The 26,639-nt window shown below is 55.1% G+C and carries 25 protein-coding genes; 11 read left to right on the plus strand and 14 right to left on the minus strand.

Translation table 11 applies throughout. The annotated features are described in order from the left end of the window. Positions 1-87: 87 nt before the first annotated feature. Positions 88-858 carry a substrate-binding periplasmic protein gene (locus QMG93_RS10300; RefSeq protein ID WP_281936036.1) on the plus strand — a complete coding sequence of 257 codons (771 nt, stop codon included), beginning with the start codon at positions 88-90 and terminating at the stop codon, positions 856-858. A gap of 29 nt (positions 859-887) precedes the next feature. On the opposite strand, the gene QMG93_RS10305 is transcribed toward QMG93_RS10300, so the two are convergent. The 3 genes from QMG93_RS10305 to QMG93_RS10315 all read right to left on the minus strand — a co-directional run bounded on the left by QMG93_RS10305 (position 888) and on the right by QMG93_RS10315 (position 3,996). Continuing rightward, a complete protein-coding gene (locus tag QMG93_RS10305; RefSeq protein WP_281936037.1) occupies positions 888-1,556 on the minus strand; it encodes an oxidoreductase in 669 nt (222 codons plus the stop codon). A gap of 87 nt (positions 1,557-1,643) precedes the next feature. Beyond that, the gene (locus tag QMG93_RS10310; protein WP_281936038.1) at positions 1,644-2,270 is read right to left on the minus strand and encodes a DUF3298 and DUF4163 domain-containing protein; all 627 of its coding nucleotides are present in this window, start codon (positions 2,268-2,270) and stop codon (positions 1,644-1,646) included. A gap of 106 nt (positions 2,271-2,376) precedes the next feature. Beyond that, positions 2,377-3,996: a diguanylate cyclase gene (locus tag QMG93_RS10315; RefSeq protein WP_281936039.1), complete on the minus strand. Its 1,620-nt coding sequence runs from the start codon at positions 3,994-3,996 to the stop codon at positions 2,377-2,379. 137 nt (positions 3,997-4,133) lie between these two features. On the opposite strand from QMG93_RS10315, the gene QMG93_RS10320 reads away from it, so the two are divergent. Next, complete coding sequence (locus tag QMG93_RS10320; protein ID WP_216792668.1) at positions 4,134-4,895, plus strand: sulfite exporter TauE/SafE family protein; 762 nt, start codon at positions 4,134-4,136, stop codon at positions 4,893-4,895. A gap of 90 nt (positions 4,896-4,985) precedes the next feature. Here the strand turns inward: QMG93_RS10320 and QMG93_RS10325 are convergent, their stop codons facing one another. Then, complete coding sequence (locus QMG93_RS10325; RefSeq protein WP_281936040.1) at positions 4,986-5,276, minus strand: hypothetical protein; 291 nt, start codon at positions 5,274-5,276, stop codon at positions 4,986-4,988. Between the two features lie 162 nt (positions 5,277-5,438). Between QMG93_RS10325 and QMG93_RS10330 the strand changes: the two genes are divergently transcribed. Next, on the plus strand, positions 5,439-6,029 hold the full coding sequence (locus tag QMG93_RS10330) for a TetR/AcrR family transcriptional regulator (RefSeq protein ID WP_281936041.1): 591 nt from the start codon (positions 5,439-5,441) through the stop codon (positions 6,027-6,029). A 16-nt stretch (positions 6,030-6,045) separates the two neighbouring features. Further along, a complete protein-coding gene (gene sugE / locus QMG93_RS10335) occupies positions 6,046-6,360 on the plus strand; it encodes a quaternary ammonium compound efflux SMR transporter SugE (protein WP_281936370.1) in 315 nt (104 codons plus the stop codon). 125 nt (positions 6,361-6,485) lie between these two features. Here the strand turns inward: sugE and yyaC are convergent, their stop codons facing one another. Continuing rightward, positions 6,486-7,046: a spore protease YyaC gene (gene yyaC / locus QMG93_RS10340; RefSeq protein ID WP_281936042.1), complete on the minus strand. Its 561-nt coding sequence runs from the start codon at positions 7,044-7,046 to the stop codon at positions 6,486-6,488. 157 nt (positions 7,047-7,203) lie between these two features. On the opposite strand from yyaC, the gene QMG93_RS10345 reads away from it, so the two are divergent. From QMG93_RS10345 to QMG93_RS10360, 4 genes are all read left to right on the plus strand, one after another. Beyond that, positions 7,204-8,436 (plus strand): glycosyltransferase, encoded by a 1,233-nt coding sequence (locus tag QMG93_RS10345; RefSeq protein WP_413789282.1) that lies wholly within the window; start codon positions 7,204-7,206, stop codon positions 8,434-8,436. 59 nt (positions 8,437-8,495) lie between these two features. Further along, complete coding sequence (locus tag QMG93_RS10350; protein ID WP_281936044.1) at positions 8,496-9,191, plus strand: copper homeostasis protein CutC; 696 nt, start codon at positions 8,496-8,498, stop codon at positions 9,189-9,191. Between the two features lie 344 nt (positions 9,192-9,535). After that, positions 9,536-10,012 (plus strand): hypothetical protein, encoded by a 477-nt coding sequence (locus tag QMG93_RS10355; RefSeq protein ID WP_281936045.1) that lies wholly within the window; start codon positions 9,536-9,538, stop codon positions 10,010-10,012. A 48-nt stretch (positions 10,013-10,060) separates the two neighbouring features. After that, positions 10,061-11,233, plus strand: a complete 1,173-nt coding sequence (locus tag QMG93_RS10360) for a TolB family protein (RefSeq protein ID WP_281936046.1) — start codon at positions 10,061-10,063, stop codon at positions 11,231-11,233. A gap of 93 nt (positions 11,234-11,326) precedes the next feature. Here QMG93_RS10360 and QMG93_RS10365 read toward each other — a convergent pair whose 3' ends face one another. The 6 genes from QMG93_RS10365 to QMG93_RS10390 form a co-directional block, all read right to left on the minus strand. Further along, on the minus strand, positions 11,327-12,154 hold the full coding sequence (locus QMG93_RS10365) for a carbohydrate ABC transporter permease (protein WP_281936048.1): 828 nt from the start codon (positions 12,152-12,154) through the stop codon (positions 11,327-11,329). Positions 12,155-12,172: 18 nt separating this feature from the next. Further along, positions 12,173-13,054 carry a carbohydrate ABC transporter permease gene (locus QMG93_RS10370; protein ID WP_216792653.1) on the minus strand — a complete coding sequence of 294 codons (882 nt, stop codon included), beginning with the start codon at positions 13,052-13,054 and terminating at the stop codon, positions 12,173-12,175. 571 nt (positions 13,055-13,625) lie between these two features. Further along, complete coding sequence (locus QMG93_RS10375; RefSeq protein WP_281936051.1) at positions 13,626-14,954, minus strand: ABC transporter substrate-binding protein; 1,329 nt, start codon at positions 14,952-14,954, stop codon at positions 13,626-13,628. A 205-nt stretch (positions 14,955-15,159) separates the two neighbouring features. Then, positions 15,160-16,767, minus strand: coding sequence for a response regulator (locus tag QMG93_RS10380; RefSeq protein WP_281936053.1), 1,608 nt, complete (start codon positions 16,765-16,767; stop codon positions 15,160-15,162). Continuing rightward, positions 16,742-18,559, minus strand: coding sequence for a sensor histidine kinase (locus QMG93_RS10385; protein ID WP_281936055.1), 1,818 nt, complete (start codon positions 18,557-18,559; stop codon positions 16,742-16,744). The genes QMG93_RS10380 and QMG93_RS10385 overlap by 26 nt, the downstream gene beginning before the upstream one ends. Before the next feature lie 102 nt (positions 18,560-18,661). Beyond that, positions 18,662-20,638 carry an alpha-amylase family protein gene (locus QMG93_RS10390; protein WP_281936058.1) on the minus strand — a complete coding sequence of 659 codons (1,977 nt, stop codon included), beginning with the start codon at positions 20,636-20,638 and terminating at the stop codon, positions 18,662-18,664. 225 nt (positions 20,639-20,863) lie between these two features. Between QMG93_RS10390 and QMG93_RS10395 the strand changes: the two genes are divergently transcribed. After that, positions 20,864-21,727, plus strand: a complete 864-nt coding sequence (locus QMG93_RS10395; protein ID WP_281936059.1) for a helix-turn-helix domain-containing protein — start codon at positions 20,864-20,866, stop codon at positions 21,725-21,727. Here the strand turns inward: QMG93_RS10395 and QMG93_RS10400 are convergent. Further along, entirely contained in the window at positions 21,675-22,361 is a 687-nt protein-coding gene (locus tag QMG93_RS10400; protein WP_281936060.1) for a zinc dependent phospholipase C family protein, read from the minus strand. The genes QMG93_RS10395 and QMG93_RS10400 overlap by 53 nt on opposite strands. A gap of 593 nt (positions 22,362-22,954) precedes the next feature. On the opposite strand from QMG93_RS10400, the gene QMG93_RS10405 reads away from it, so the two are divergent. Both QMG93_RS10405 and QMG93_RS10410 read left to right on the plus strand, forming a co-directional pair. Then, positions 22,955-23,956, plus strand: a complete 1,002-nt coding sequence (locus QMG93_RS10405; RefSeq protein WP_281936373.1) for an ABC transporter ATP-binding protein — start codon at positions 22,955-22,957, stop codon at positions 23,954-23,956. Next, on the plus strand, positions 23,949-24,893 hold the full coding sequence (locus tag QMG93_RS10410; protein ID WP_281936062.1) for an ABC transporter permease: 945 nt from the start codon (positions 23,949-23,951) through the stop codon (positions 24,891-24,893). The genes QMG93_RS10405 and QMG93_RS10410 overlap by 8 nt, the downstream gene beginning before the upstream one ends. A gap of 59 nt (positions 24,894-24,952) precedes the next feature. Here the strand turns inward: QMG93_RS10410 and QMG93_RS10415 are convergent, their stop codons facing one another. Then, positions 24,953-26,272, minus strand: a complete 1,320-nt coding sequence (locus QMG93_RS10415; RefSeq protein ID WP_281936064.1) for an FtsW/RodA/SpoVE family cell cycle protein — start codon at positions 26,270-26,272, stop codon at positions 24,953-24,955. Further along, complete coding sequence (locus tag QMG93_RS10420; protein WP_281936066.1) at positions 26,269-26,601, minus strand: PadR family transcriptional regulator; 333 nt, start codon at positions 26,599-26,601, stop codon at positions 26,269-26,271. Before QMG93_RS10420 ends, QMG93_RS10415 begins: the two co-directional genes overlap by 4 nt. Positions 26,602-26,639 lie beyond the last annotated feature (38 nt).

Consider the following 26,639-nt stretch of genomic DNA (forward strand, 5'->3'; position numbering starts at 1 on the left):
TTTTATGCGCCCGGCAGCCGGATTGCATAACCGTCCCTCGGAAGACAAACAATACCTTTGTTTACCTGAAAAGGAGGTACGAAGGGAATGGATGTCGCAATTCGCAGCGGACGGGGAATCGGACTGCTGGCCGTCCTCTTGACGCTCCTGATCGCGGGATGCGGCGGGGAAAAACCTGTCAAAGTCGGGATAGAAAGCAATTTCCGCCCGTTCACGTATACCGAGAACGGAGAGAGCAAAGGGTTCGAAGTGGAGCTGTGGAGAGCGATCGCGCAAAAAGCGAACTTGCCATACGAGCTTGTTCCGATGACGCAAGGGGAGCTGAACAAAGCCGTGAAATCCGGCCAAGTGGACATGGCGATCGCGGGGATGACCGTCAACAAAGCCCGCAAGGATAATTTTGCGTTTTCCGATCCGTATTTTCAGACCGGACTGGTCCTGCTTACCGCTTCGGACAACGAAGAGATCAAGAGCAAGGACGATCTGAAAGGAAAAATCATCGGAACCAAGAGCGGCTCGACCTCTTATATTTATGCCGGCGGAATCCAAGGCACCCAAGAGGTCCGGGGCTATCCCGATATCTCGGATGCTTACACCGATTTGAAAAATAAAAAGCTGGACGCGGTCATTTTCGACGAGCGCAACGTCCACCATTTCCTGCAGAACGACGGGGAAGGCAAAGTGAAGATGGTCGGGGAAGTGTTGAACAAAGAAAGCTACGCCGTTGTCACGAAAAAGAAAAACAAGCATCTCGGGAGAATCAACGGCGCAATCGAGGCTCTCGGCAAAGACGGAACGTACGAAGCGTTATACGTGAAGTGGTTCGGCAGCAAGCCTAAGAAGCTGCCGGGCCAGTAGTCCTTTCAGGCCGCGATCCGCGGCCTTTTTCATAATTCGAAAGCCAGCGCTTCGATCCGGTCCGACGGGTACACATGAGTGCCCGGGGTGCCGCGAAGCGCAGCTTCAAGCATGCCCTTAGCCACCGTTCGCGCGGCGATCGGCTTGTACGGCCGCAGCGGCCCACGCATGGCAAAGCCTGCGACTCGGGACAGAAGCGCAGCCATGCGCTCCCCGAAGCGGACCTCTTCCCGCTCGCCGAGCAGCAGCGAAGGACGGAAAATATGCAGCGACGGCAGCCCGAGCGCTCGGAGCCCCTCTTCGGTTTCGCCTTTGACCCGGCTATAAAAAAAGGCCGACTGCTTGTCCGATCCGATAGCCGTAACGACGAGAAATTGCGCGGCGCCTGACACGGACGCCAGCCGGCCGAGCTCCATCGGATAGCCGTAATCGACCTTGCGGAACTGCTCCTGCGTCTTCGCTTTCTTGATCGTCGTCCCGAGAGCACAGAACACGTCGGCGCCCTCGAAGCCGCCAGCCGCCTCGTCAGCCAGACGATCGAAGGAAATGACGCGTTGTTCGAGCTTCGGATGCCGGATTCCCGAGTCGGTTCGTACCAATGTGATCACCCGGTCGTAAGCGGAATGCTCCAGAAGCAAGCTTACCAGCTCGCGTCCGACAAGACCTGTGCTCCCTGCGACGATGGCATGCTTGGCCATAGTTTCGCCTCGCCTTCCTAAGGTTATCGAATTGCAGCAACAAAGCCGGCGACCCCCCGGAAGCGGCGCCGGCGACCTAAAAACCGTTCAACGGTAGGCCAGCAAAGCGACCGGACCGTTCGGATCGAGAATGTCCGCGACTTCCGTAAAAGGGATTTCAAACGTCGGAAAACCGTAGGCATACGGCGTATATTCGTATAGTTGAAAATAGATGCCAATGGCGCGGTCCGTCAAATAAAAATCTTGATCGGGACGGATCGAACGGAATTCCGCGATCATCGGAATGTCCTGCTCTTTGAACCTTCGGCGGATAATCGCCGACAGCCGGCGGACATAGTCGCTTCCCGGCTTGAACAAGTCCTTTAATTGATACTCCCTTCCGTCCCGCAAATTAAACGTCTGCGAGCTCTGGTAGGCGAGGCCGTGCGCCGCTCCCTGAGAGTATCCGTAGACGTCGTACAGCAAGCTGAGCAGGCCGTTTTTATGCAGTTTGACCTTATAGCTGCCCGATACCGTTCTGGTCTGATCCTGTACGTAGTCCTGCTTGCGGACCAGCTTGTAGATGGCATCCAGAATCGAATGATTGACGATTCGCTGGACAAGCCGGTTTTGAAGTCCCAGCACCTGCGGATATTTCACGTCAAGTCGGGGCTTCGTCAACCGGCGGGTCACGATGCGCTCCCGTCTTGCCCGTTCATATTCCTCCCATTCCACTGCGTCCCTGCCTCCTTAAGCGCCTCAAGGCCGATGAACCCAGTATATGCAGGCTTTCGCCCGGAGGTGAAAAGGCAGGTCCCGCTCCTGAACGCATGGCGTCAGATCAGCCGTCTCCCAGCGAGCCGGATTCCCATTCGACCCGGTTGCGGCCGAACTGCTTGGCCCGGTATAGCGCTTTGTCCCCTTCTTCGATCATTTGCTCCAGCGGCAGTTTCGCGTCCGCCCCTTCGGCCAAATCTGTGCACACTGCGCCGCCGATGCTAACCGTCAGCTCGATACGTATGCCGTCTGCCTCATAGGGCTCCGCGGCGACGGCCCGGCGGATTGTCTCCGCCAAGGCTCTGGCCTGCACGGTGTCCAAACGCAGCGCAAGCACCATAAATTCCTCTCCGCCATACCGGGCAGCTAATTCGTCGCCTCCCGTCTGCCTCTGCAGCACTCCCGCCACATGCCGCAGCACCCGGTCTCCGACCAAATGGCCATGCGTGTCGTTGACCTGCTTGAAATAATCGATGTCGATTAGCAGCACCGAGCAGGGATACCCCGCTTCCAAGGCCCGAAGCAGACGCTGGTTGCCGTTCTGCATCATATACCGGCGGTTGTACAGTTCGGTGAGCGGATCGATCATAGCCGACTCCTCAAGCAGCTTGACTGTCGTTTTCAGCTTACGGCTCATCAGGTTGTACGTATCGCACAGCTCCTGGAGCTCGGCAGGGGCGTGCCTGAAGACGGCCGGGTCGATGCGGTATCCGTATTGACCCTCCTTGATGATGCGAGTGCCCTGCAGCAAAAATTCGAGCGGACGTTCGATCCGCCGCGTAAGAATAACGATGCCGCTGAAGCTTAGCATCAGCGTGGCCAGCGTTATGGCGATAAAAACGAGCATCAGCCCGTACAAATTCGAATACAGTTCCTTCTTGCTCACTTCGCCTATCAGCAGCCAGCGGTGGCCGGCTATCCACTGGTAAGAACCGAATACGATGTCTCCCTTGTAGTTGGCATACGCCTCCTTCGAGACCGCCTGTACCGAGGCCCGGCGCGTAATGTCCGTCGAGATCGGCTGCGCGTTCTGGCGTACGTCGTCGATAAAGCGCGGCTTCGTCATCGGTACGCCGACCCGGTCGAGGAGGTAAAAGTCCGCCGTCTCCCCGGAATGCAGGGAACCTACCACTCGCTGAATCGTCTCCAGCTTGACCGAACCGAGCAGCAGCCCCGTCCATCGTCCCCCTTCGTCATAGGTCGGGGCGGAGAAAATAATGACCGGCTCGCCGGATGCTTTGCCGATGATGACATTGGACATCGACGATTTGCCCTGTTTCGCCGCCCAATAGTAATCACGCTCGTTGACCTGAAGGCCCATAGCCGAATAGGTATCCACTTCCGTGACACCGTCAGCGTTCACATAGGATAGCGAAGCAAAGTCTCGCTGCAATATGGTGAAATCGCGGAAAATTGCCTCCATCAAGGGCTTGTTCAGCGTTCTGACGGCCTCATCCTCGGTAAGCAGACGCATATCCAGCTCTCGCTCCTGCACCCACCGGTCGATGAACAACGTCTGCAGATTCAGCTTGTCCGACAAATTGCGCAGCGCCTCTGCCTGAGCTTCCTGCTGATACAATATATAAAAGGCGATGTTGATCGAAAGCCCGAGCATGAGAATGGCCAGCGCAATCCACAGACGAAAACGCTGCTTCACCGTCTGGGGCCGCATGAAGCGAATCATGGACCCTCTCCTCTCTCCCAAGGAATGTCCCCAACAAATTAACATTGTACAAACCTGTATTTTTTTTTATACTTTAGAATGCATTATTTGTTTCGGTCCGCCAGTATTTAACTTGACGTCGTAAGGAGAAATTGCTCGTGGAACTGCCCTCATTTGATATGATTTTGTTTCTTGTTATTGTCGGGTTCGCCGCAGCCTTCATCGATTCCGTCGTCGGAGGAGGGGGGCTCATCGCCGTTCCCGCGCTGATGTTCACCGGACTTCCGACCAATATGGTGCTCGGAACGAACAAGCTGGGGGGAACGCTATCCTCGTTAACCAGCACGGCCTCCTTTTTATTTTCCGGCAAAATTAACGGCAAGCTAGTGCTGCTCCTGTTTCCTTTATCCTTCATCGGATCGGCTCTCGGCACGTATACGATCCATCTGGTGCCGTCCACCTTCCTGAAGCCGCTGGTGGTCGGTCTGCTGATCGTCATTCTCATCTATACGCTGCTGAAAAAAAACTGGGACGGCTCGGGACAGCAGGTCCGGTTCACGTTCGCCCGCGGACTCGCGACGGCGGTATGCGCGTTCGCTTTGGGTTTTTACGACGGATTTTTCGGCCCTGGCGCCGGCTCGTTCCTGCTTTTTCTGTTTCTGATGCTGGGCTTTGATTTTGTGGGCGCTTCGGCCAATGCCAAGGTGCTCAACTTTGCCAGCAACGTCGCTTCCTTGGCGTCGTTTTTCTGGTTAAAGTCGGTGCATCTCGGCTACGGTCTGCCGATGGGCCTAGCCATGATCGCCGGCTCACTTGTCGGCTCGCAGGTTGCCATCCGTAAAGGCTCCAAGTACGTGAAGCCGCTGTTTATCGGAATTACCGCCATCCTGATCGGAAAGCAAATCTGGGATATGCTATAAACGCCGCAGAGAGGTCGTTACGCCTGAGGAAAACAGGCTTGCGACCTCTCTGCATAGCATTCGACATTTTCCTTCCAATCCCTCTTTTTCTCATCCGCCAAACACCATGCAGGTGGACAGATGATCCGTCGGCCAAATTTGCCTCTTCTGATTGCTAGTCAGCTCGGCGTACGGATCGCGGACCACATGCGGATCGCTCACCGGACGAAGGTCCTCCCATACACATTCCACGCCTTTCCCGCTCGCTTCCCCCGCATACATGCGGCAGCCGCTGCAAAAATTTTGTTTTTGCTCATCATCCAGCTTCACGACTCTATTCCGCAGACAGCAGTACACCCGGCCGTCCGAATCACTCAGATTGATATGTCTCACTTCTCTCATGTGCATGCTCCTTTCCGTTGAACGTTAAAAAGGTAATACCCATTATATATTCGGACGAACCGGGATATGTGTAATTTTTTTAAAAAAGTAGGTTGATCCGGGAGGAATGTTGGTCTATAATGAATTCAACCTAATTATCGTTAGTTAGGAAGGTGCTTGTTTATGACAGTTCACAAAATCAAGGCCTCCGCACTGCGGCTCTTCGCGCAGAACAGCTACGATGCGGTGCCGCTATCGGAAATCGCCAAGGAGGTCGGGATCAAGACACCTTCGCTCTACGCGCATTTCAAGAGCAAGGAAGAGTTGTTCCTGGCCGTCTACGACGATTGCCTGGCCGAGCACGCCTCCCGTGTCCGGCAATTGACCGAGAAGCTGACCGGGCTCGACACGGAGCAAAAGCTGCGGACGATTCTGTATGACGTGTGCCGCACCTACTTGCTGAGCGAGGAATACTCGACCTTTCTTAAGCGGACGATGCTGTTCCCGCCGAATGCGCTGCAGGAGGTGCTGCGCGAACGGTTTACCGCATCGGAGGAGCAGCTTACCGGGCTGCTGCAGAAGGTTTTCGAGGAGGGTATGGCTTCAGGCGTACTGCGACGCGAGCGTTCCGAGGATTTGATCGCCTCGTTCTATTGCCTGCTGGACGGTTCGTTCCTGCAGCAGTTCTATTACCGGCCAGACGACTGGGAGCATCGACTGGCAGCCGTTTGGGGAATCTACTGGAAAGGTATTGCGGAAGACAGAACATCCTAGAGGGGAGTGGATGAGTATGGCATGGGTTTATTTGACGATTGCAGGGGTTATGGAGGTCGTATGGGCGATCGGCTTAAAATATACGCAAGGCTGGACTCGGCTTTGGCCGAGCGTCGTGACGATCGTAGGGATGATTGTCAGCTTTTATTTTCTGTCTCAAGCGCTCAAGACGCTGCCGATCGGCACGGCTTACGCGATATGGACCGGCATCGGCGCGTTAGGTACGGTACTTGTGGGGATGTTTTTTCTGGGCGAGCCGCGCGATCTGCTGCGTGTACTCTTCCTGCTGTGCATCGTCGGCGGCATCGTGGGATTGAAGGTAACGGCCTAATCTCATACGACGTACGCCAAACGGCAAAGAGCCGCTGCTCCAAGAACGGAGCGGCGGCTCTATTGCTTCAGGACGGAATTCGGCGGCGCATGGCACAATGGCCGTGCGGACGGGGGCCGGTCTTTTCATGCTTCTTCCCTGATCTGGGAACAAGCCGCTTCCTTCGGCGGGAATACGCTGCGGATGGCCGACACGACTTCTCTGGCCATGTTCATGACCCGGAATAAGGAAGTGCTTTGCAGAATGGCGTATTTTTGCCCGGCATCCACATTGACGATCCCGGCAATCGAATAGTCGCCGACGTGCGGAAGCTGCTTGCCGACCGACTTGCCCGGCTCCAACGGCCGGTTGGACACCTGGTACCAGGCTAAGGAGGCGGCCTGACCGAGACAAGCGTCGATCGCAATCACGGTTTTCCCCTGCGGAATTTCATTCAGCCGCTCCCGCATGTTGCTTGCATCGAACGGATGGGCAAGCGTACCGACCACATGCGGATACCCCGCCTCCTGCAGCATCGTGCCGGCCAGCGGTCCGAGAGCGTCGCCCGTGGAGCGGTCTGTGCCGATGCACAGAAACACCAAATCTTCCGCCGTCAGGCCGCGCGTTCGAATCATACGCAAAAAATCGGGCAGCTCGGCAGCCTTCAGCTTCTTGCGGAATAACGGCTGCGCCTGCTCGTTCGTCATTGCGTTTCCCCTTTCCGTTGTTGTTTATATAGTAGCATACTGCATAGGAATACCGCTTTCAATATTTGTTCCTACCGCGCGAGACATGCTATAATTCGGACAAAGCAAGATGAGTGCAAGTACAGCTCAGAACCGGCGGAAGGCAGGGATCAACCCGATGGGGGTCATGGACATATGGGCGCTAGCGGCGCTTGCCTACTGGCTGTTCATGCTGTGGGACACGCTGCGGGCGCGGCAATGGATGCTGAAGCTTCCCCGCTCGGAGCCGGGACAAGCGGGGTGGAAAGCGGGCAGAACTTCTCAGGACGGCAAAGAGTCCGAAGCGCCCCTCGTCTCGATTATTATCGCGGCGAAAGAAGAGGAATCGTCCATCGTCGAAACGGTGAAGCATCTGCTCGGGCAAACGTACCCCCGGATTGAAATCATCGCCGTGAACGACCGGTCGCAGGATACGACCGGACGCAAGCTGGATGAGCTGCGGCGGTGGTCCGAGGGACGGGCCGGCATCGCGGTGCCGCTGCGGGTCATTCACATTACGTCGCTGCCATCCGGCTGGCTTGGCAAAAATCATGCGCTGTATCAAGGCTATTTGCAGGCGCGGGGCAAATATTTGCTATTCACGGACGCCGACGTGCAGTTCGAGCCGCAAACGGTTGAGGATGCGGTCCGCTTCCTGCAGGAGCAGCAGGCCGATCACGTGACGCTGGCCCCCCGGATGCTTGTACGAGGCTTATGGCTTCGGACGTTCGTGCAATTTTTCTTTTTTACGCTCAGTCTTTACATCCGCCCTTGGCGGGGGAACGACGACTTCCAGAACCGGCACGGGATGGGGATCGGCGCCTTCAATCTGATCACAAGACAGGCGTATGAACGGATCGGCACGCACCAAGCCATCGCGCTGCGGCCGGACGACGATCTTCAGCTCGGCCGGAAGGTCAAGGAAGCCCGGCTCCGGCAGCGGCTCGCCTCCGGCACGGAGCATATTGCCGTCGAATGGTATACAAGCCTCGGGGAGGCCATTCGCGGTCTGGAGAAAAACTTGTTTTCGGGCTTCGGCTACCGTTTAAGCTTCGCGTCTCTCGGCGTGCTGGGTCAGCTTGCGCTGTTCCTGTTCCCTTGGGCAGGCATGCTGCTTCTGTCCGGCCCGGCGGCTTGGGGCTTCGCTCTGTCGGTCGCGCTGATGCTCGCCGTCTATTTTCTGCTGATCCGCTCGATCACCGGAGAAGGCGGATTCGAGGCGCTGCTGATGCCTCTGAGCGTCGTTCTGTTATGCTATATCGTCACCCGCTCGGTCTGGCTGACCTTGAAACAAGGCGGGATATATTGGAGAGGCACCTTCTATTCCTTAAAGGAGCTTAGGCGTATGAAAGCCCGCGATGGTTCCGATTGATTCGCGCTTGTGTTTCCGGTCCGCATATTTCCCAATTTATATAAAAGGAGCTTGTCAACATGATCTTGGAAGTCATTGCCACGAGCGTGGCCGATGCTATTATTGCCGAAAAAAACGGAGCGGGACGAATCGAGCTCATTTCCGGCATCTGCGAAGGCGGCGTAACTCCAAGCTATGGACTCATCGAACAGGTTGTCGCTTCGGTCAGCATTCCCGTCAATGTCATGATTCGCCCGCACAGCAATTCGTTCTGTTACGACGAATGGGACCTCGAAACGATGCTGACGGATATTCGGACGGTACGGCGTCTCGGCGCCGCCGGAATCGTAACCGGCTGCTTGACGCCGGAACGCAAGGTGGATACGGAGCTGCTCGAGAAGCTGCTGGCCGAGGTCGGCGAATTGTCGGTCACCTTTCACCGGGCGATTGACGAGACGGACGATCTGGAGGGCACGCTGCACGTACTCGCCCAATATCCGCAAATCCACCGGGTGCTGACGTCCGGCGGCAAGCCGAGCGTGCTGGATGCCCGGGACGAGATTCTCCGGCTGCAGGCCGTCGAGCTGTCGCATCCGATCGCCATTCTCGCAGGTAGCGGGCTCAACCTCCAATCGCTGGCCTCGTTTATTCGGGATACCGGCGTACGTGAGGTACATATGGGCACTGGCGTGCGCCGCGGGAACCGCGCGCAGGATACGGTCGATCCCGAGCTCGTGCGGGTAGCAGCGGATATCGTCGCTGGATTTTCCAAGTAAAGACGCTTCGTGTAATCGTCACAGCCGTACGGCATAAGCCGGACGGCTTTTTCCTATGCCCTTGCCTTAGAACCTTCCTCCCCCAAGCGCTCCCTCCCTCGTCCCCTCGACAAACTGCGACGACAAGAGCTATCTTTTTTCGAATCAGGCTAGTTCGAAGTTACCATTTTATTCGAAGCTATTGAAAATAGGAGTCTCATCCTGTAGCCTTAATATGAATAAGGAAAATATAGTTATTTATTCTATTATTTAGGTTTAAAACTTTTCTGCGATTGAACGGGTGGCCACCTTTCAATACATAACAACAGGACATGACAAAACGAACTTTTTGTCGGAGGTGTTGTGTGCCATGGAAAAAAAACGGTTTGAATGCGGCGGCCGCAGAACGTCACTACGATACGGAAAATAACCCTATTCTGATCGGCTACTGGAATCCGAATGAGTGCGGCCGCAACAAGAAGGACACGTACGCCCGGCATACGATCGGTGAGCTGCAAAATTCCTCCGGCCGCTACGGCAACGCCACCTGGTATAATACGTCGGGAAAAAATGCGCTGCCTTACCGAAACGGCTCCAGCACAACAGGGCAAAATAAGGTCGATGTCAAAATGAACATCAACTTCACCATCCGGGATGTGGATAAGAACAAGGCGTCGACGATCAAGCGCAACGATTTCGGTCCGAACCAATGCCCGGGCAGCCGCTACGCGAAGGTCATCGCCGACCTGGACAAGACCGTGTTTAAAGATCTTCACGGGAACACGAGCGACGGCGTGTTTTACTCCAGAACTTTGGTGCCGTTGGAAAACTGGAATCCGTAATATTTTTTTGCGAATGGTTTACGATTATTTTCAGGCTGGGGTGGAATTATGGGGTCTGCGCAAACGGTAAACCGCTTCCATATTATCGCGTTAATTTTAATTCTTATTGTCGGTCTTTCGTGGATCGTGCACCTGTTGATCACAAGCTACCAGGGTCTGAAAGGCGTTCAAAACTATAAAGGCTGGCTTGCGGGCATTACGGCCGACGGAACGGGGAGCCTGCTTGTCGCTTTTCATCCGGAGCAGGCAGAAAGCAAGACGATTTTAAAGCTGCCGAACGTGACTCCAGACAATTTCGGGGTGATCTGCCCAAACGGGACAAAAGCCGCCTACACCCAATGGAACGAGCAGCAGACGGTCAGGTATCTGGTTGTTCAATCGCTGACGAGCGCCAAGCAGCACGTATTTTTCGATGACCTCCCTGCGATGAACGAGATCAAGACGATCTCGTGGTTCCCCGATCACCGGAGGATTTTGTTTGTGAAAAGCGACCAAACCACTCATGTCAACCAAGAGATCAGCATGTTGGATACGGGCAGCGGAAAGGTCGAGACCTTGGTCAAGGGCGGAATTCGGCTGGTCAAGCGAGCGGAAGAAGAGAACGGGGAAGAACGGATGAAGTTTTATATGACCCAAGACGAACTGGATCGAATCGTTCAATCGTACGGAGGGAAGCCCGTTCCGCTCGACGACGCCGGAGGGTATTTGATGGTCGAGTTTGCCGCACCGGTCCTTTCCCCCGACGGGAATCGGATCGTGTACAGCGCCACGTTGAACCGCAATTATGCCAAAGGAGAAAATGTTCCGCTATGGCTGGCCTCAAGCCTATGGGTTTACGACCTGACGAGCGGTCAAAATAAAATGATCTATTCCCCTTCCGACCGTTCGGCCGTCGGGAAAGCCATCTGGACGTCGGACGGCAGCCATGTTGCCTTCATCAGCTATACCGGGGCCAACGGGGAAGGCGGAGCGATTGAATATATGGACCTGGCGAGCGCGAAGGTCAAAACGATTTTCCCGCCGACTGCCGAGCATCACAATAACGTGAACCTGATTGCGCTGGACCGCAACGAAATTTCCTTTATTTCCGCGCCGAAGTCCGGGAGCTTGAAGAATGCGAAAAGGTGGATTTTGAACCCGGAAACAGGAGAAACGCGGTTGATGCCGGTTCAATTGAAGGGGCAGAACGCGCTGCTGCGAAATTTTTCAAACGTACAGTAGGGTAATTTAAAAACACAAAGCGCTGAAAGCCCTTCTGCCGGGCTTTCAGCCGATCACGCTGGAGCCCTTCCCGAGAAGGCCGGCCTATTTTCGCTACTCCTTCACGGCTCCCGCGCTCAGGCCGGACTCGACCTTTTCCTGAAACAGCAAGTAGATGACAATGGTCGGAATGATCGTGAGAATGATGCCTGCGAACGTCGGGCCCATCTGCGAGCTGCCCCGTTCCCCTACGAAGGACATCAGCGCCATCGAAATGTTGAACATGCTCCGGTCATTGACCATAATGACGTTCCATATCAAATCGTTATAAATATCGAAAAAGGCCAGGATTCCTGCTGTCGAAATGGCAGGCATAGACAGAGGCGTCAAGATCCGAAACAGCAGCGTCGCCGGGCCGCAGCCGTCCATGACCGCCGATTCGTCGATTTCCTTGTTAATTCCTTTCATAAAGCCGGTAATTAAAAATATCGTGAGCGGCAGTTGAAATGTCGCGTACAGCACGATCATGACGAAATAGTTGTTAAAGCCGTTGAACGAGCCGATCATCCGGGAAATCGGAATGACGAGAGAATAGACGGGGATCATCAGCCCCATGATGAAATAAATATATAAGGCGCCGTTCCACCTCAGCGAGATCCGGGTCAAGATAAACGACGCCATGGTTCCCAAGACCAAGGTCAAAAGCGTGCCTGCGATCGCGTAAATGAAGGAGTTCCATACGGCTTTATCAATGTGTGCGGTGACAAAAGCGAGCTTGTAGTTGCTCCAGCGCCATACCTCGGGCAGCGAAAAGACGTTATTGTATATTTCCAGATTGTCCTTGAGCGAAGAAATCACCGAAAAAAACAACGGATACATAAAAATTACCGCGCAAAGCGTAGAAAACAAGTATGCCGGAATTTTATACGAGCGAAGCGTCATGTTCCATTTCACCTGCCTTTATTTCATCGTCTTCGTGTTCATCAGCTTGTTAAGTATGATCGTGGATAAGAGTGCCGCCACGATAATAAAGGTGCCGATAGCGTTGCCCATCCCGAAGTTGTTGTATTTAAAGGACTCGTAATAGAGCAGCGTGGTAGGCACATCCGTGGCGCCGTTCGGTCCTCCGCCGGTCATGACGAAAATTTGCCCGAACACGCGAAGCGATTGCGTCACGGCAAGGATCGAGAAAATTTTCAGCGTCTCCTTCATCATCGGCACGGTAATGTACCAGAGCCGTTTAAAACCAACCGCTCCGTCCATGGCCGCCGCCTCGTACAATTGCTCCGGAATCGCGACCATACCGCTGGCGAAAATGATCATGTTCAGCCCGCAGTAAATCCAGGCGTTGACCACCACAACGACATAGATCGCAATGGCCGGTTCGCCGAGCCAATCGTGGGTCAGCGAGCTTGCGCCGATCGCAGAAAGCACCATGTTGACGAGGCCGCCCTCCCCTTTGAGCAAAAACTGCCACATCAAGCCGACAGCCGTGAGCGGGAGCACGGAAGGCATAAAGAAGGCAATTTTGAAAAAGCGTCTTCCCTTCATCTTGCTGGTGACGATATGCGCTAGAGCGAAAGCGATCGGCAAGATCAGCACGAACGAGGCTAGGATAAACACGCCAATATTTTTGAGCGAACGGTAAAATTCAGGCTTTTGAAACATCGCGATGTAGTTTTGCAGCCCGACATATTCCAAGGCAACGTTCTTGATGCCGTTCCAGCTAAAAAAGGACATGTAAGCCGTCTGAAAGATCGGCACGATGAACGCCAGCGTATATAACAAGAGCGCCGGCAGCAAAAAAACGGCTGCAATCAAATAAGGCTTTCGGCCGACCATGTTGTTCCCCTCCTCAGAGCTTTCCGTAGGAAAGCCGGAGCTTGTCAAGAAAGATGGAAAAACAGGTAATAGAGGTTATGAGGGGACGGGGTATCTACTTCCGGTCGCTGCTCCACCCCGCAAAGTGAAGTTGAAACAGGGGAGCTTAGTCCGAGTACTTTGCGGGGACCCCGGGTCTGCAGGAAATCTTAATTGGAAGCTGCTTAGCAGCGGATATTTCCCGCAGACAAAGGCGAACGCTATCGCTCCTCCAGTAGATACCCCATCTCCGCATGTATCTCTATTCTTGTCAAAGCCACTTTCTTAACAGCCTCAAGCTTTCCATCGGAAAGCTGGCTTTTTCATAATTACTTTACTTTTCCGCGAGGAAAACTAGCTTTTGTGGTTCAGCAATTCTCCAATAATAGTAGGTGGGGTATATCCCGGAAGAGTGCAACGTCCGCCTTTGAACCCCGCGAAAACACCTCTACTTTTAATCAAAACTTTCGCGGGGTTCAAGAGTGGCTGGAGGGATATACCCCACCGGACTATGACGGAGAATCAAAACAATGCGAAGTTGGTTTTCCGCCGCCTACTTCTTATTCGATTCGACAAAGCTCTGAATCGTATCCGCCGTTTTTTGCGGAGGGTTGCCGGCGAACATGCCTTGGACTTCGTTGCGCACCTTGTCCTGCAGCTGCATGATCGGGCTATACTCCTCGATCTCGCCTTTGAAGTCTTTGGCGGTGCTTTGCGCCTTAACGTACTCTGCGGTGACCGGATCGACCGGAGCCGAGCCCGAATCCATTTTGACCGGATAGACGCCGCCCTTCGTTTCCGTGAGGAAATACTTGAATGCATCGACGGAGGTCAGGAACTTCAGCAGCTTGATCGTAGCGTCTTTTTTCGCGCCTGTGACATCCTTGGAGACGGAGTAACCCCCTGCACCGCCGAACCAGTTGTCCTTGAATTCCGGCTTGTCTTTGTAGCCCGGGAACGGAATAACTCCGATTTTGTCGGCGATGGGAGAAGCGGCGATGGAGGAAATCGCCCAGACGCCTTCGAACATCATCGCGCTCTTGCCGCCGAGGAACATGCTTGTAATCGCGTTGCCGTCGGTCGTGACCATGTTTTTGCCGAAAATGCCTTTGTCCTGCCAGTTTTTCATCGTTTGCAGCAAGGAAACCATATCGGGATCGTTCCACTTCGCTTTGCCGCTCATTAAGTCTTCCGTTTTCTGGAAGCCGTATTTTTTCAGCGCCAGATTCGTCAGCAAGTGGCCTCCGCGGAAGTTGTCTTTGTCGGCCATCGCCATCGGCACAACATCGATCGCTTTGAATTTGTCGGCGACCGCCTCGAAGTCCTCGATCGTTTTCGGCGGCTCGGCGCCGATTTTTTGGAACAGCTCTTTGTTATAGTAAATCGCGACGCTATAGAACTCGTTCGGCACGCCGTACGTTCCGGGCAGGTCTTTGTATTTCCATGTGTCGAACAGCGGCAGGAACGAGTCGGCCCACGCTTTATCTTCTTTCAGGACGGGATCGAGGTCCATCGCGATATTTTTGGCGTAGTCTTTAAATGCCACTCCGCCGTAGTTCATCCAAATTTCCGGGACGCTGCCCGTCGCCACGGCCGTTTTGAATTTATTGTTGAAGGCGGCCTCGTCGTTCAACGATTCGTCGACTACCGTAATATCCGGGTTCTTCTCCATAAATTGCTTGAGCAGGTTTTGGAACGCCACGGACTTCGGATCGGTACCGGAGATACGCGTCAAGATGCGGATGCTGACTTTGTCGCCGCCTTTGCTGTCGCCCTTGGAACCGGCATTGCCTTGAGCGGCGTCATTCGAACCGCAGCCGGCCAGCAGGCTTGAAGCGGCGAACAGCGATGCCAGCCCCAGTGTAAGCGCTCTTTTTTTCATGTGTTAAGCAACCTCCCCATTTTATGTTTTGATCTCAACTGCTGTTTGTCTGTTCGACATAGTGTCATTATAAAGGGCGCCGCGCACCGCATGAATGCAATATCTTTACGCCACCGGGAATATTTTTAACATTCCGTGAACATTCCATGCAAAAAAAGACCGCACCCGTTCGCACAGCGGCACAATGGGGCCGTCTTCGATAAAATCATTCGCGGGAATCGCTGCCGGTAAACCGGGAAGGCGGCACGCTGAAATGCTTTTTAAAGCATTTGCTGAAGTAATGCGGGTCGTTGTAGCCGACGGATTCGGAGACGAACAGCAAATTTTTGCATCCGTTCTCCATCATTTCCTTGGCCTTGTTGAGCCGCCTCCTCGTCATGTATTCCACAACGGAATAACCGGTTTCGTTCTTGAAAATACGGCTCAAGTAGCTCGGATGAACGAAAATGCTTTTGGCAATCGCGTTCAAGTCGAGGTCCGGGTCGGCATATTGCCCGTCGATAAACTGCTTGGCCTTATCCACGAGCTTGGCCGGCGTCGACTGCTTCAAGCTGTGCGTCTGCTCTAGCACCCGGCCGAACAGCGCCGCCGCCCAGTCCGCGATCTCCTCCATCCGCTCCAGCTCGTCGACCAGCCGCACCGGATTGAACGTATCGCCCCCGTAAAACGTCATATCCAGCTTGCTCTCCGCGGCGTACAGATTCAGCGTCGCCACAAGCTCGTAGACGGTCATGTACAGCGTATCCAAAGACAGCTTTTGCCGCACGATCCCCTCCAGCCATTGGCGCAGCTCGTGCTCCACCGCCGCCTTGTTGCCCAGCCTGAGCTGGACCATCAGCGTCTCCCGGATAAAGGACAGGTCCGCTTTCAACGCGGGCTTCGGCAAGCACTCGAACGGGATCACCCGGTCGCCGCCGAGGACAGTACGATGCTTGCACGCCAGAACCGCCTCCTTATACGACTGTGGAATGCCGCCGGGGCCTTGCGCAATATGGCCGATGCCGGCCGTCACGGTAAACTTCAAGAACCGTCGTACCGCTTCCACCGCTTCCGCTCCCCGCCGCTCCAGCCACTCCTTCTCCCGGCTGCCGCCATCATGCGGATGCACCAGCAGCACCGTCCGGTCGTCGTCATCCAGCGTCAGCTCACACGCCCGAAGCCCGCCGAACAGCTCGCCGACGATATTGAATACGGCGAACCGCTTCCAGGGCGGCTGCTCCTTCCCGTCTCCCGGAGATTTGTCAATGGAGAACACCATGACAAGCAGCGCATCGTTCCGCAGATTCGGGCAAAACTGCCGCCATTTGTCCGGGCTGTGGTCGGACCCCCCGGGTCCGGTGCCATCCAGCAAGCTTTGGATGAAGGTCCGGCGCAAAATCGTATTGCTTTCCCGGACGCTCTGCCTGAAATCCTCCTGCTGCGAATGCCGTGCCATGTCCTCCCGAATCTTGGCCGACATCACGGTTAATACCTGCGTCAGCTCCTCCATGTTGACCGGCTTCAGCAAGTAATCGGACACGCCTGCCTGCAAAGCCGTTCTTGCATAGTCGAAGCTCCCGTAGCCGGTAAGGATGATGATGCGAAGCTCGGGAAACCGGTGCTGCGCCGCCTTTGCGAACGCCAGGCCGTCCACGATCGGCATGTTAATGTCGACGATCGCCAGCCGGACCGGCGCATGCTCAAGCAGCAGCAGCGCCTCCTCCCCGTTCTCGGCCTCCCCGGCGATCTCGAAACCGAGCTCCTGCCAGTCGACGCCGACCTTCAGCCGTTCCCGGATCAAATATTCGTCATCGACGATCATCGCTTGAATCATGCGGTATCCCCCCGTTCTCGATCGCCGGCAGTGTTATGCGGACGGTCGTTCCTTCCCCGGGCACGCTGTCGATCTCCAGCCCGTATTCGGGACCGAAATAAAGCTTGATTCGCTCGTCGGTGCTCTTCAGCCCGAAGCTTTTTGTCCGGTAATGCCCGGGGTCCGGCTTCAAAATTTGCCGCAGCCGCTGCGGCGTGATGCCGACACCGTTATCGCTTACCTCGATCTGCACCTTGCCGTCCAGAACATGCGCTTGGATGCGGATCAGTCCTCTTCCCCGTTTGTTTCGGAGCCCGTGATTGATCGAATTTTCCACAATCGGCTGCAGCAGCAGCTTGATCGTCGAGTACTTGTACACGTTGTCGTCAATCTCGAAACGGGAATCGAGCCGGTCGCCGTAACGCACCTTCAAGATTTCCAAGTACGTTTGCGTAATGATGATTTCATCTTCCATGGTGATGATGTGACTGCCCTTGCTGAGCACGCCCCGGTAAAACAGCGCCAGCTGGTTCACAATGTTCACGATATCGGCATTCCGCTTCAAATCGGCAAGCGCGCAAATGCTCTCCAGCGTGTTATACAAAAAGTGCGGATTAATTTGCGACTGCATGACGGCGAGCTCGTACTCTTTTTTCTTCTTCTGCTCTTCCACCATGTTTTCCATGAGCGTTTTGGTGCGGACGACCATTTTGTTAAACTCTCTGGCCAAGGCGCCAATCTCGTCGCGCTCCTTCAGTTCGAGCCAGACGTCGAGGTTGCCCTCCTGCACGCTTTTGACCGTTTTCTTGATCTGGTTCAGCGGCCTCGTAATCGATCTGGCGATAAGAATGGTCAGGATGATGGCCGAAACGACGAAAATGAGGCTTAAATAAAAGGTTTTTTCCATCAAAATCTGATTATCGCGGGTAATCTCCTTAATCGGTACGATTCCCACAATAATCCAGTTCAAGCGCGGATAGGTGCGGGCCACGACCAGATTGTCCTCGCCGTTCAAGCTGAACGTCCGGCCACCCTCATGCCCGATCACCCAGGAATAATAAGGCTCCTGGCCGATGGAAGCGTAAAGCCGGCTTTTGTCGCTGTGCGAAGCGATTGTACCCTGCTTGTTGACGATAAAAATTTCGCCGCTGTGCCCAATATTGATATGGGCGTATTGATCGGCGATGTACCGCTCGTCGATGGAAAGCTGGATCACTCCAAGGGGACTCCCGTCCTTGGCGGTGTTGAATTTTTGAAGGAGCGAGACGACAGGGTGAGTCCCCCCTTCCTTCTCGTAGTTGCTTTTGGCCGTATCCTTCCATACGGGTCCGTAAGTCGAACCTGAGAATGCCCGGACATATTCGTCATTGACGTTCCGGACGTTCTTGAGCCCTCCGGAATCATACAGGTGGCCGTTGCGGTCGTAGATGAGCATAGCGTCGACGAACGTCTTGGCATCGACGATATCGGCGAGGGCGTTCGAAACCTCAACCGAACGGTTGTAATTTTCCAGCGGGTCGGAGGTGGGCGGGGCGCTCAGGTAGCGCTGTACGCTGTTGTTCGTAATCGCGATTTTGGAGTAGTTTTCCGAGTTGTCGAGGATGATCTCCAGCTTCTCCGAGACCAGCCGCAAATTTTGCTCCGTATTCTCGATCGCTTTGTCGATCAGTATAGCGGACGAGACACGGTACGTAAAAACGGACAGCAAAATCAGCAGCAAGGACAGGACGGTCATAAACGAGCGCGTGATCTTTTTATTGACGGAAAGCGAGTAATAATAGTCCAGTACGCGGTTTTTCATAGCTGTCAGCAAGCCCCGTCACCTCTTCCGCAGTAAGCGCTATCAGAGTTTCATTATAGGACAAAACGGAGGTGCATTGGAACACCTCCGGATTGGTAAAACGTTGAAGTTGTCTTAGTCTTGCAGATCGATGACGACCATCTGATGGCATTCGAGCTCGGGCAGCGTGTACTCGATGCCTTCGGCGCCCGGTCTGTAATCGAGCGGCGTCCCTTGCGGGGCCAGATACACGCCCTTCACCCGCCGTCCCGGCAACCGAAGCTTCACGTCGATGTTATAGAGCGGAACGATGTCTTCGATGATCTCGACGCCGTCCCCGCGCTTGACCGGCACCGCGTACAGCAGATGGTTCACGAGACGGCGCTCGACCTGCTGCTCCTGCAGGGTGACGACCCCTTGGGCGGGCAGGCTCGTTGTCAGCGTCTTGTGCGGCAGCAGCCGGTCCAGCGCGTAGAGCACGGTTTCCTTCAGGAAAAGGCTGCCCTTCGTCGCGTAGTCCTCAAAGACGTTCCAAGCGATGTAAATGCCGCTGGCGCCCTCCACCATTCCCGGGCCGCCGTCGTTCATCGAGCTGGGCGTATGCTGGTGCGACGAGAACGTGAATACTTCCCGGTTAAAATAAGGATCTTCGCGCCGCCCCAGCTCGGTTCCGCCATCCAAAGCGATCTTCTGCCCCGCGGCGTACATGACGAACGAAGCCTCGCCAAGGCTACGCAGCGGAAACTTCGGGCGGAAATAATCCGGCTTGAACGGATTCTCGCCGACCCGCCGCACGCCGAAATCGATGGCGAACTCGCGCTCCTCCGCATCCAGGCCGGACTTGCCCGAAGCGAGCAGCTTCCCGCCCTGCCGGAGAAATTGCTCCAGCTTCACGCGCAGCCGGTCCGAGATCAGCACGTAATCCGGCAGTATAATGACTTTGTATTGGTCGAAATCAGCGTCCGGATCGATCACGTCGAACAAAAATTTGCCTTCTAGCAGCATCCGTACCGCCCCGGCATCGGAATTGCCCGTGAACATTGCGCCGCCCATTTTGTCCACGCCGACCGATTCGACGGACAGCAGCCCGATATCAGCGATCGCCGTCGTGTCCGCGCACCACGCTTCCTTCCGCTCGACCTCGGCATACGCTTGGCCGATCAGCTCGTAAGTGGCCGGGTCCATCAGCCCTTCGGGATGCAATTGATCGCCGATGGAGCAGCGAGCCCCGTTCGCCAAGCTGAGCGCCGTTTCGTAGCGCAGCGCATTCGGATGCTTGTAGCCGCCGAACTCGCCCCAGAACGTGTGGAACTTGCCGGTCATGCCGAGGAAATCCATGCCGAGCGGCTGCACATAGCGGGCCGACAGCGGAAAATGATCGTAGCCCCACCCGCCGGTCGGCAGCGATTCCAGCTCCAGGTGCGTATTCATCGCCGCCAAGTCCCGGCGTCCCTGCGAGATATGCCCCGCGTTATGGAATATCGGCATCTCCGGCTTGATCGCATGGATCGCTTCGCGAATCCGCTGCGTGTAATTCGCATAAATCCGCTCGCCTTGCTCGACAACGTGCCGCTTCTCACGGGGGTCTTTTCCTTCCCGACGCAGCATGGCTACGCAGGTATGACAGTAGCAGGTGCGGACGCCGACGATGTCGAGGAAAATCCCGTCGGCATCGTACTTGCGTACGACCTCCTCCACCTGGCCGATCATCAGATCGAGATAAGGCGAATTCAAGCAAAACTGGTGATACCCCGGCGTCATGAACCCTTTGACCCAGTTCGTCTGGTCGTTCTCGTCCCGCATCAGCCACTCGGGATGGACGCGCGCCAGCTTCTCGTCGAAGCCGACCGACAAGTAGACTGGCGTCTTCACGCCGATCTCGTGCGCCGCTTCGATCTGCGCGCCGAGCAGGTCGAAGTCGAGATGCGGGTGAATCTCGTTCGTCTCGGAAGGAAAATACGCCCAGCCGTGGTGGCATTTTGCGAAGACGGTAATCGAGTCGACGTGCCCCCGCTTGAGCATTTCCTGGAACTGCGGCTTGGAGAACTTCCGCCCGATATGCGGGATCATTTCAGAGGTGTGGAAATCTAAGTGTACTTGTCGGAATCGCATCGTTTGGCGACCTCGCTTTCTTGGTATAGGTGAGTTAAGCCGCTGTGCGGCTTTATTCATCGGGTGGTCTAGTCGGCGTGTTCCATCGCCTTCCAGCCTCCTGCGCTTTTTCTTTTGTCGGGGTTATTGTATCATTAGGACGTTGGGAATGTATTTGAAAGGCCTTCCATCGATTTGTACAAAATTCCGCTATTCGCGAGAACCTGACGCCCGGAGGAACCCGAGATGAAGGATTTGGCAGACATCGCTCCGTTTGTGCGTTCGGCGGCTCCTTATACGTATAACGGCGGCGAGCATGAAGGAACAAGAGTCGGCTATACGTTCGCTTATCACCTGTTTCTGGACGGCCGCGGAGATGTCATCGTGGACAACGTCATGTATTCCGTGGAAAAAGGCACCCTGATCTTCATCCGCCCGGGACAGGTGCATTCGTTTCATCATAAGCCCGGCTTTCCGCTCGATTCCTATAACATTTACTGCGATTTATGGGAGCGGCATCCGGTTCCGGAGCCGCGCTTTGCCTTTTATCCCGATCCGCCCAACCGGTCGATGTTGACTCGGCAGGAAGCCTGCCCCGAACTGGACAAGTTTCCGACCAAAATGTCGCTGAGCCCCCACCCGCACCTGATTGAACTATTTGTACAAATCGCCAGATCGGAGGACGCCCCTTTTTATGCGGAAGCGATCACGGGATCGCTGATGCGCGCGTTTCTGCTGCGTTGGTTCAACAGCATCAAAAGCGCTGCACCGAACGATTACCGCATCCTGCAAATTATGGAGGAAATGGAGCGCCATCCGGAGCGCCGCTACTCGTTCGAGGATTGGTGCCGCAAATGCCGGCTGAAAAAGTCCTACTTTTACAAGCTGTTCAAGCAGGAAACCGGGATGACCCCGAAGGATTACCTGCTGCGGATGAAGATGAAAAAAGCGGCCAATTTGCTGCTGGAAAGCCGGCAGTCGGTCACATCCATCTCGGACAACCTTGGCTACGATTCGATCCATTATTTTTCCAAGCAGTTTGCCTCCTTTTACGGCATTAGTCCGACAGCTTTCCGCAGCCGGAACAGTCTGCCGCGGGATTCGGGCTAGCGGCCGGCCGAAGCTCGCCAATTTTGGGCTCCATCACGTGCTCCAACAGGAAGGCCATACACCGATTGACCGATGCTTTGATATAGTGAAAAACCTCGTCGTGCCGCAGAAACTCCAGTGGCTCATGCGCTGCCGTTTCGTCATAATCGAAATCTTTATCCAAATCGTCCAGCAATGACGCAACGGATTCCGCACTGATTTCGTCCATGATCACTTCGGGAATCGGATGCGGGTTCCGCTGCAGCCCATATCGCGCAATAATGACACCGTTAAGTCTCCGAAAGTCTCTGTAGCTCATGTTCCGCACCTCGCTCCGTTCCTCCGCCGACAACGACCGCACTTTTTGAAAATACATATCCGCCGACCACACTTCATCCGCAATCAAATGACATAAATAGCCCAAGTAAAAAGGCTCCCGTATCCGCTCTTTGTACTTTTCAACAAACCTCAGGTAGTTAATGCGGCGTCTCCCCGTTGGCTCTCTTTCGACAAAGTGGGTAACCTCTTTGGTATGGTTCATTTCATGAAGACCGTCCGGCGCAAGCCCGCCAAGCAAAAAATCGCTGTGGTCTTCGATGGAAAGCTTTTGTGCAATCCGATGGCCTATGCAGTAATGCATGATTCTCGAGCCCATGCTCCCTCTCTCCTTCTCTCTCGTCTACAATGCTATCGTCTCCTTTTCTTCCATTTACTTCAATTGCATTTGGATGATGAATAGCTGATAATTAAATTACTTAACTATTCACCTTGCCTTATGATTCAGGCAGACAATCGGACGGGTAATGACGACTATCTACGGCCTGATGGCTAAGGGATCGCTAGACGCGCCGTTACAAAATCTTAACACCAAGACCTATTGTCCTGCGCTACAATGAATCTCACAGGCTAGGAAAGGGAGGGAAGCTCATGAATTTCACACTGAAGCAACTGAAGTATGCGCTCTTAAGTCTGCTGCTCACGTTTGCTCTGATTGTGACCTACCAGCATGTGCAGCCGCTCTGATTCCGATACATGTATACAATTAATCATGATATAGCTTGGTAAGGACCGGGGGATTCCTCCGGTCCTCTTCGTCGTTGCGTCCCTCTTTTCCCAGTGTTCCCTGAATTTAAGATGTTGTTAAGAATTTCCTCCGCTAGTTATTAAGATGTCCCGGCTATACTGAGCTTCGATAGGAAGGATATCGTACGGAGGGGATACGGTTTGAACAGGCAGGCAGAACATGCTATAGAAAAAAAGCGCCCGACGGAACAAACGGGTTCCGGGGCATGGAGGGACCGGCCGCCCGTAGTGCAGATTCGCGGGCTTACGAAGACGATCCGGGGAAAGGCGATCGTCAACCGGCTCAATCTGGAGGTGCGGGCCGGCGAAATATTCGGTCTGCTCGGCCCGAACGGCGCAGGGAAAACGACGACCATCCGCATGATCGTCGGTCTCATCGGCATGTCGGGCGGGGAAGTGCTGATCGACGGCCTCAGCGTCAAACGGCAGTTTGAAGACGCTATGAAGCGCGTCGGGGCTATTGTCGAAAATCCGGAGATGTACAAGTATTTGTCCGGCTACCACAATTTACTGCATTTTGCGAGGATGCATGAGGGCGTGACAAAAGCCAGAATCGACGAGGTCGCTGAACTGGTGGGCTTGAAGGAGCGGATTCGCGATAAGGTGCGCACCTATTCTCTCGGGATGCGCCAAAGGCTGGGCGTCGCGCAAGCGCTGCTGCACCGTCCGAAGGTGCTTATCCTCGACGAGCCGACCAACGGTCTGGACCCCGCCGGTATCCGGGAGCTGCGCGATTATTTGCGGCAGTTGGCCCGGACGGAAGGACTGGCGATTATCGTTTCCAGCCACCTGCTGTCCGAGATGGAGCTCATGTGCGACCGGGTCGCCATCATCCGCCAAGGCGAGTTGATCGACGTTCGTCCGGTACGGGAGCTGGCCGCCGGGCCCTCGGACGCCAAACTCCGCGTCGTGTTCGAGGTGAACGAGCCGGCAAGCGCGCAGTTGCTGCTCGCCTCCTCGTATCCGGAGGCAGCCTTCGAGTGTACCGGTCCGGAACGCGGCGGGACGCCCGAAGGCGCTGTCGAAGGCAGGCTCGCCAGACGGGGCATCCCCTCCGCTCTGCGCACGCTGGTGCAAGCCGGCATCGAAGTGTACGGCGTCCGCAGTTCGGGCCGGACGCTGGAGGAACAATTTTTGGAGCTGACGGGAGGGGAGCGGCATGCTTAGGCTGATGCCTTTGGTGCAGAACGAATCGATGAAAATTTTCCGCCGATGGCGAACCTGGGTGATGGCCGCGAGCTTGATCGTATTTATGACGCTCCTGTCCACCGTCCAATTTATGGATAAGCCGCTTGATCAACGGGACTGGAAAACCCGGCTCGCGGCAAACATTCAGCAGACGGAGCAGATGATGAGCGACGCGCGGGTGGGCGAAGCACAGAAGCAGCGTCTTCAGGAAAGCATTCTCCGCGACCGGTATGCCATCAAGCACAACATTCCCGTCAACGAACGCAGCCTGTGGACTCCCGTCACGCTGGGAACAAGCTTGATCACGCTGATCACGATCTTTACGATCGTCGTAGCGGCTGACAACGTTGCCGGGGAGTTTTCTGGAGGTACGATCAAGCTCATCCTGATCCGGCCGGCCAAACGGTGGAAAGTACTGCTGAGCAAATATATCGCCTCCCTCGGATTTGCTTTATTTCTTCTGGTTACCGTTTTCGCCGTAAGCTGGCTTCTCGGCATCGGCTTCTACGGACTCGGCGCGCTTCATCAGCCCGGTCTCGACGTAAGAGACGGCATCGTTGTCGAGCATAGCATGGTCGGTTCCCTGCTTCAAACGTATGCGCTGAACAGCGTTTCCCTCGTGATGATGGCGACGTTCGGATTCATGATCTCCACCGTATTCCGGTCGAGCTCCTTCGCCATCGGCGGCTCCATTGCCCTGCTCTTTGTCGGAACGAGCATCGTGCACGGGCTTCGCGAATACCCATGGATCAAGTATGTGCTGTTCGCCCACCTTGATCTGACGCAATATTTGAAAGGGAAACCGCTGATCGAAGGAATGACCCTCGGCTTCTCCGTTACGATGCTGCTCGCTTATTTTGCGCTGTTTATGGCGCTGTCGTTCTTCATTTTCGGCAAGCGAGACGTAGCCGCTTAGATATGCGAAAAGACGCCATCGTCCCGCTGTGCGGGGTGCGACTGGCGTCTTTTTTACCGTCAAAAGGTCCTGCCAAGGCGGATCATGTCCTTCCGCCGGTAAATGCCGAGAACGAGGCCGATAATCGCCATCTCGACTATTATATGGGTGCCGCCATAGCTGACGAACGGAAGGACAACCGAGGTAATCGGCAGCAGGCCTAGCGACATGCCGATGCAGTAGCCGAATTGCGCCCCGATGATGGAAGTGGCGGCCACGATCAGCATTTTGCCGTATGTCTCGCGGACCTGCCCCATCGATTGGAGCAGCCGGGCTACGAAATATACGGCGGCGACTGCAACCGCGATACCGACACCCCAACCGAAGCTGTAGACAAGATAAGTGAAAATCAGTTCACTATGAACATACGGCAGCATCGGATTGACCGCTCCGAATCCGTGGCCCCACCAGCCGGCGCTGCTCAGGGCCTCTTTCATTTGGATATACATATACCCCGCACCCGAAGGATCTCTGTCGGGATTAAGAAAGGCTAACACTCGCTGACTCAAGTAATACCGGATCAAGAACGCTCCACCCAGAAGAAGCAGTGTTCCTCCCGTTTGCAGCAGCGCAAGCCACCATTTACGGGTAACGACGCTGCATAAGATCCCATAGCTTGCCAGATAAAATAGAAGCGTCGGTAACGAAGGCACCATAATATAGAGCATAACCGGTACGAGAACAAAAGCAAACATCGATTTCAGCCAAAAATTACGCTTCTGCCCCCGCCAATCGAGAAGCAAGCCAGCCGCCGCAGCGATGAATAAATAGGAGCTGATAACCGTCCAATCCACCGCGAAACTTCCAAACGCAAAATAACTTCTCGCCCCATTCACCTGCCGCCCGAACAGCATAGTACAAACCATACCAACGCCGGCAACCCCATACATTAAGAGCGACCAAGCCTTCAGCTTCCGGTAATCCATAAAATAAAACAGCAATAAAACCGGCAGTCCTAGCGCGATGAAAAACATTTTACGGATTGCGAAATCAACCCCGCCGAGGCCGTTGGAACGCATCGCCGCATAGCTGGACTCGATGCTGTACATCGCGAAGACCCCCAGCCCCAGAAACGCGATCAAACCGAGCAGCAAGCCCCAATGTATCCGCGGCTTGTGGATGCGGTGCAGCTCACGGCCGACCGTTACCGGGTCGCCCATCTGCCGGATCGCCCAGGCGACCGCTTCTTCCCGGCTCGCGCCTTCCGCTTCCTTGTCGAGTACCAGCTCCTCCAAGTGGCTTTCCAGCTCGCGCCGGATGTCCTTATGCAGTTCCCTCGCCCGTATCTGCAAGCAAACGCTGCTCAAATAATCCCGCACGTTCTCGTGCTCGCGGATCATGCTTTTCCCTCCCCCAAAACGAGATCGACCGCGTCGCGGAACTGCTTCCACTCCGCCGTTTTCTCCCGAAGATGCCCTTTGCCGGCCTCGGTGATGCGGTAGTATTTGCGCTGCCGTCCCTGCGCTTCCTCCCAGTACGCCTCGACCCAGCGCTCCGCCTCCATGCCGTGCAGAATCGGATACAGCGTCCCTTCCTTCAGCGAAAACATCCCGCCGGAGCTCTTCTCCAGCTCCTTGATCAGTTCGTACCCGTACATGTTGCGCCGCCCGAGCAGCGTAAGTATCATCGTCCCGGTGCTTCCTTTCAGCAGCTCCTTGCTGAGCTTCATGGCAGAGCGCGCCTCCTTTCCATGTCTATGCTGTCATT

Source organism: Paenibacillus tyrphae (assembly GCF_027925525.1).
In the GTDB taxonomy this organism is placed as follows: domain Bacteria; phylum Bacillota; class Bacilli; order Paenibacillales; family NBRC-103111; genus Paenibacillus_G; species Paenibacillus_G tyrfis_B.

Excerpts from the sequence above, each read along its gene's own strand:
- QMG93_RS10350 (WP_281936044.1), top strand. The coding sequence starts at position 8,496 with ATGATCTTGGAAGTCATTGCCACGAGCGTGGCCGATGCTATTATTGCC.
- QMG93_RS10315 (WP_281936039.1), bottom strand. The coding sequence starts at position 3,996 with ATGATTCGCTTCATGCGGCCCCAGACGGTGAAGCAGCGTTTTCGTCTG.
- QMG93_RS10345 (WP_413789282.1), top strand. The coding sequence starts at position 7,204 with ATGGGGGTCATGGACATATGGGCGCTAGCGGCGCTTGCCTACTGGCTG.
- QMG93_RS10325 (WP_281936040.1), bottom strand. The coding sequence starts at position 5,276 with ATGAGAGAAGTGAGACATATCAATCTGAGTGATTCGGACGGCCGGGTG.
- QMG93_RS10370 (WP_216792653.1), bottom strand. The coding sequence starts at position 13,054 with ATGGTCGGCCGAAAGCCTTATTTGATTGCAGCCGTTTTTTTGCTGCCG.
- QMG93_RS10420 (WP_281936066.1), bottom strand. The coding sequence starts at position 26,601 with ATGAAGCTCAGCAAGGAGCTGCTGAAAGGAAGCACCGGGACGATGATA.
- QMG93_RS10390 (WP_281936058.1), bottom strand. The coding sequence starts at position 20,638 with ATGCGATTCCGACAAGTACACTTAGATTTCCACACCTCTGAAATGATC.
- QMG93_RS10330 (WP_281936041.1), top strand. The coding sequence starts at position 5,439 with ATGACAGTTCACAAAATCAAGGCCTCCGCACTGCGGCTCTTCGCGCAG.
- QMG93_RS10305 (WP_281936037.1), bottom strand. The coding sequence starts at position 1,556 with ATGGCCAAGCATGCCATCGTCGCAGGGAGCACAGGTCTTGTCGGACGC.
- QMG93_RS10380 (WP_281936053.1), bottom strand. The coding sequence starts at position 16,767 with ATGATTCAAGCGATGATCGTCGATGACGAATATTTGATCCGGGAACGG.
- yyaC (WP_281936042.1), bottom strand. The coding sequence starts at position 7,046 with ATGACGAACGAGCAGGCGCAGCCGTTATTCCGCAAGAAGCTGAAGGCT.
- QMG93_RS10365 (WP_281936048.1), bottom strand. The coding sequence starts at position 12,154 with ATGACGCTTCGCTCGTATAAAATTCCGGCATACTTGTTTTCTACGCTT.
- QMG93_RS10375 (WP_281936051.1), bottom strand. The coding sequence starts at position 14,954 with ATGAAAAAAAGAGCGCTTACACTGGGGCTGGCATCGCTGTTCGCCGCT.
- QMG93_RS10410 (WP_281936062.1), top strand. The coding sequence starts at position 23,949 with ATGCTTAGGCTGATGCCTTTGGTGCAGAACGAATCGATGAAAATTTTC.
- QMG93_RS10400 (WP_281936060.1), bottom strand. The coding sequence starts at position 22,361 with ATGGGCTCGAGAATCATGCATTACTGCATAGGCCATCGGATTGCACAA.
- QMG93_RS10360 (WP_281936046.1), top strand. The coding sequence starts at position 10,061 with ATGGGGTCTGCGCAAACGGTAAACCGCTTCCATATTATCGCGTTAATT.
- QMG93_RS10395 (WP_281936059.1), top strand. The coding sequence starts at position 20,864 with ATGAAGGATTTGGCAGACATCGCTCCGTTTGTGCGTTCGGCGGCTCCT.
- QMG93_RS10300 (WP_281936036.1), top strand. The coding sequence starts at position 88 with ATGGATGTCGCAATTCGCAGCGGACGGGGAATCGGACTGCTGGCCGTC.
- QMG93_RS10415 (WP_281936064.1), bottom strand. The coding sequence starts at position 26,272 with ATGATCCGCGAGCACGAGAACGTGCGGGATTATTTGAGCAGCGTTTGC.
- sugE (WP_281936370.1), top strand. The coding sequence starts at position 6,046 with ATGGCATGGGTTTATTTGACGATTGCAGGGGTTATGGAGGTCGTATGG.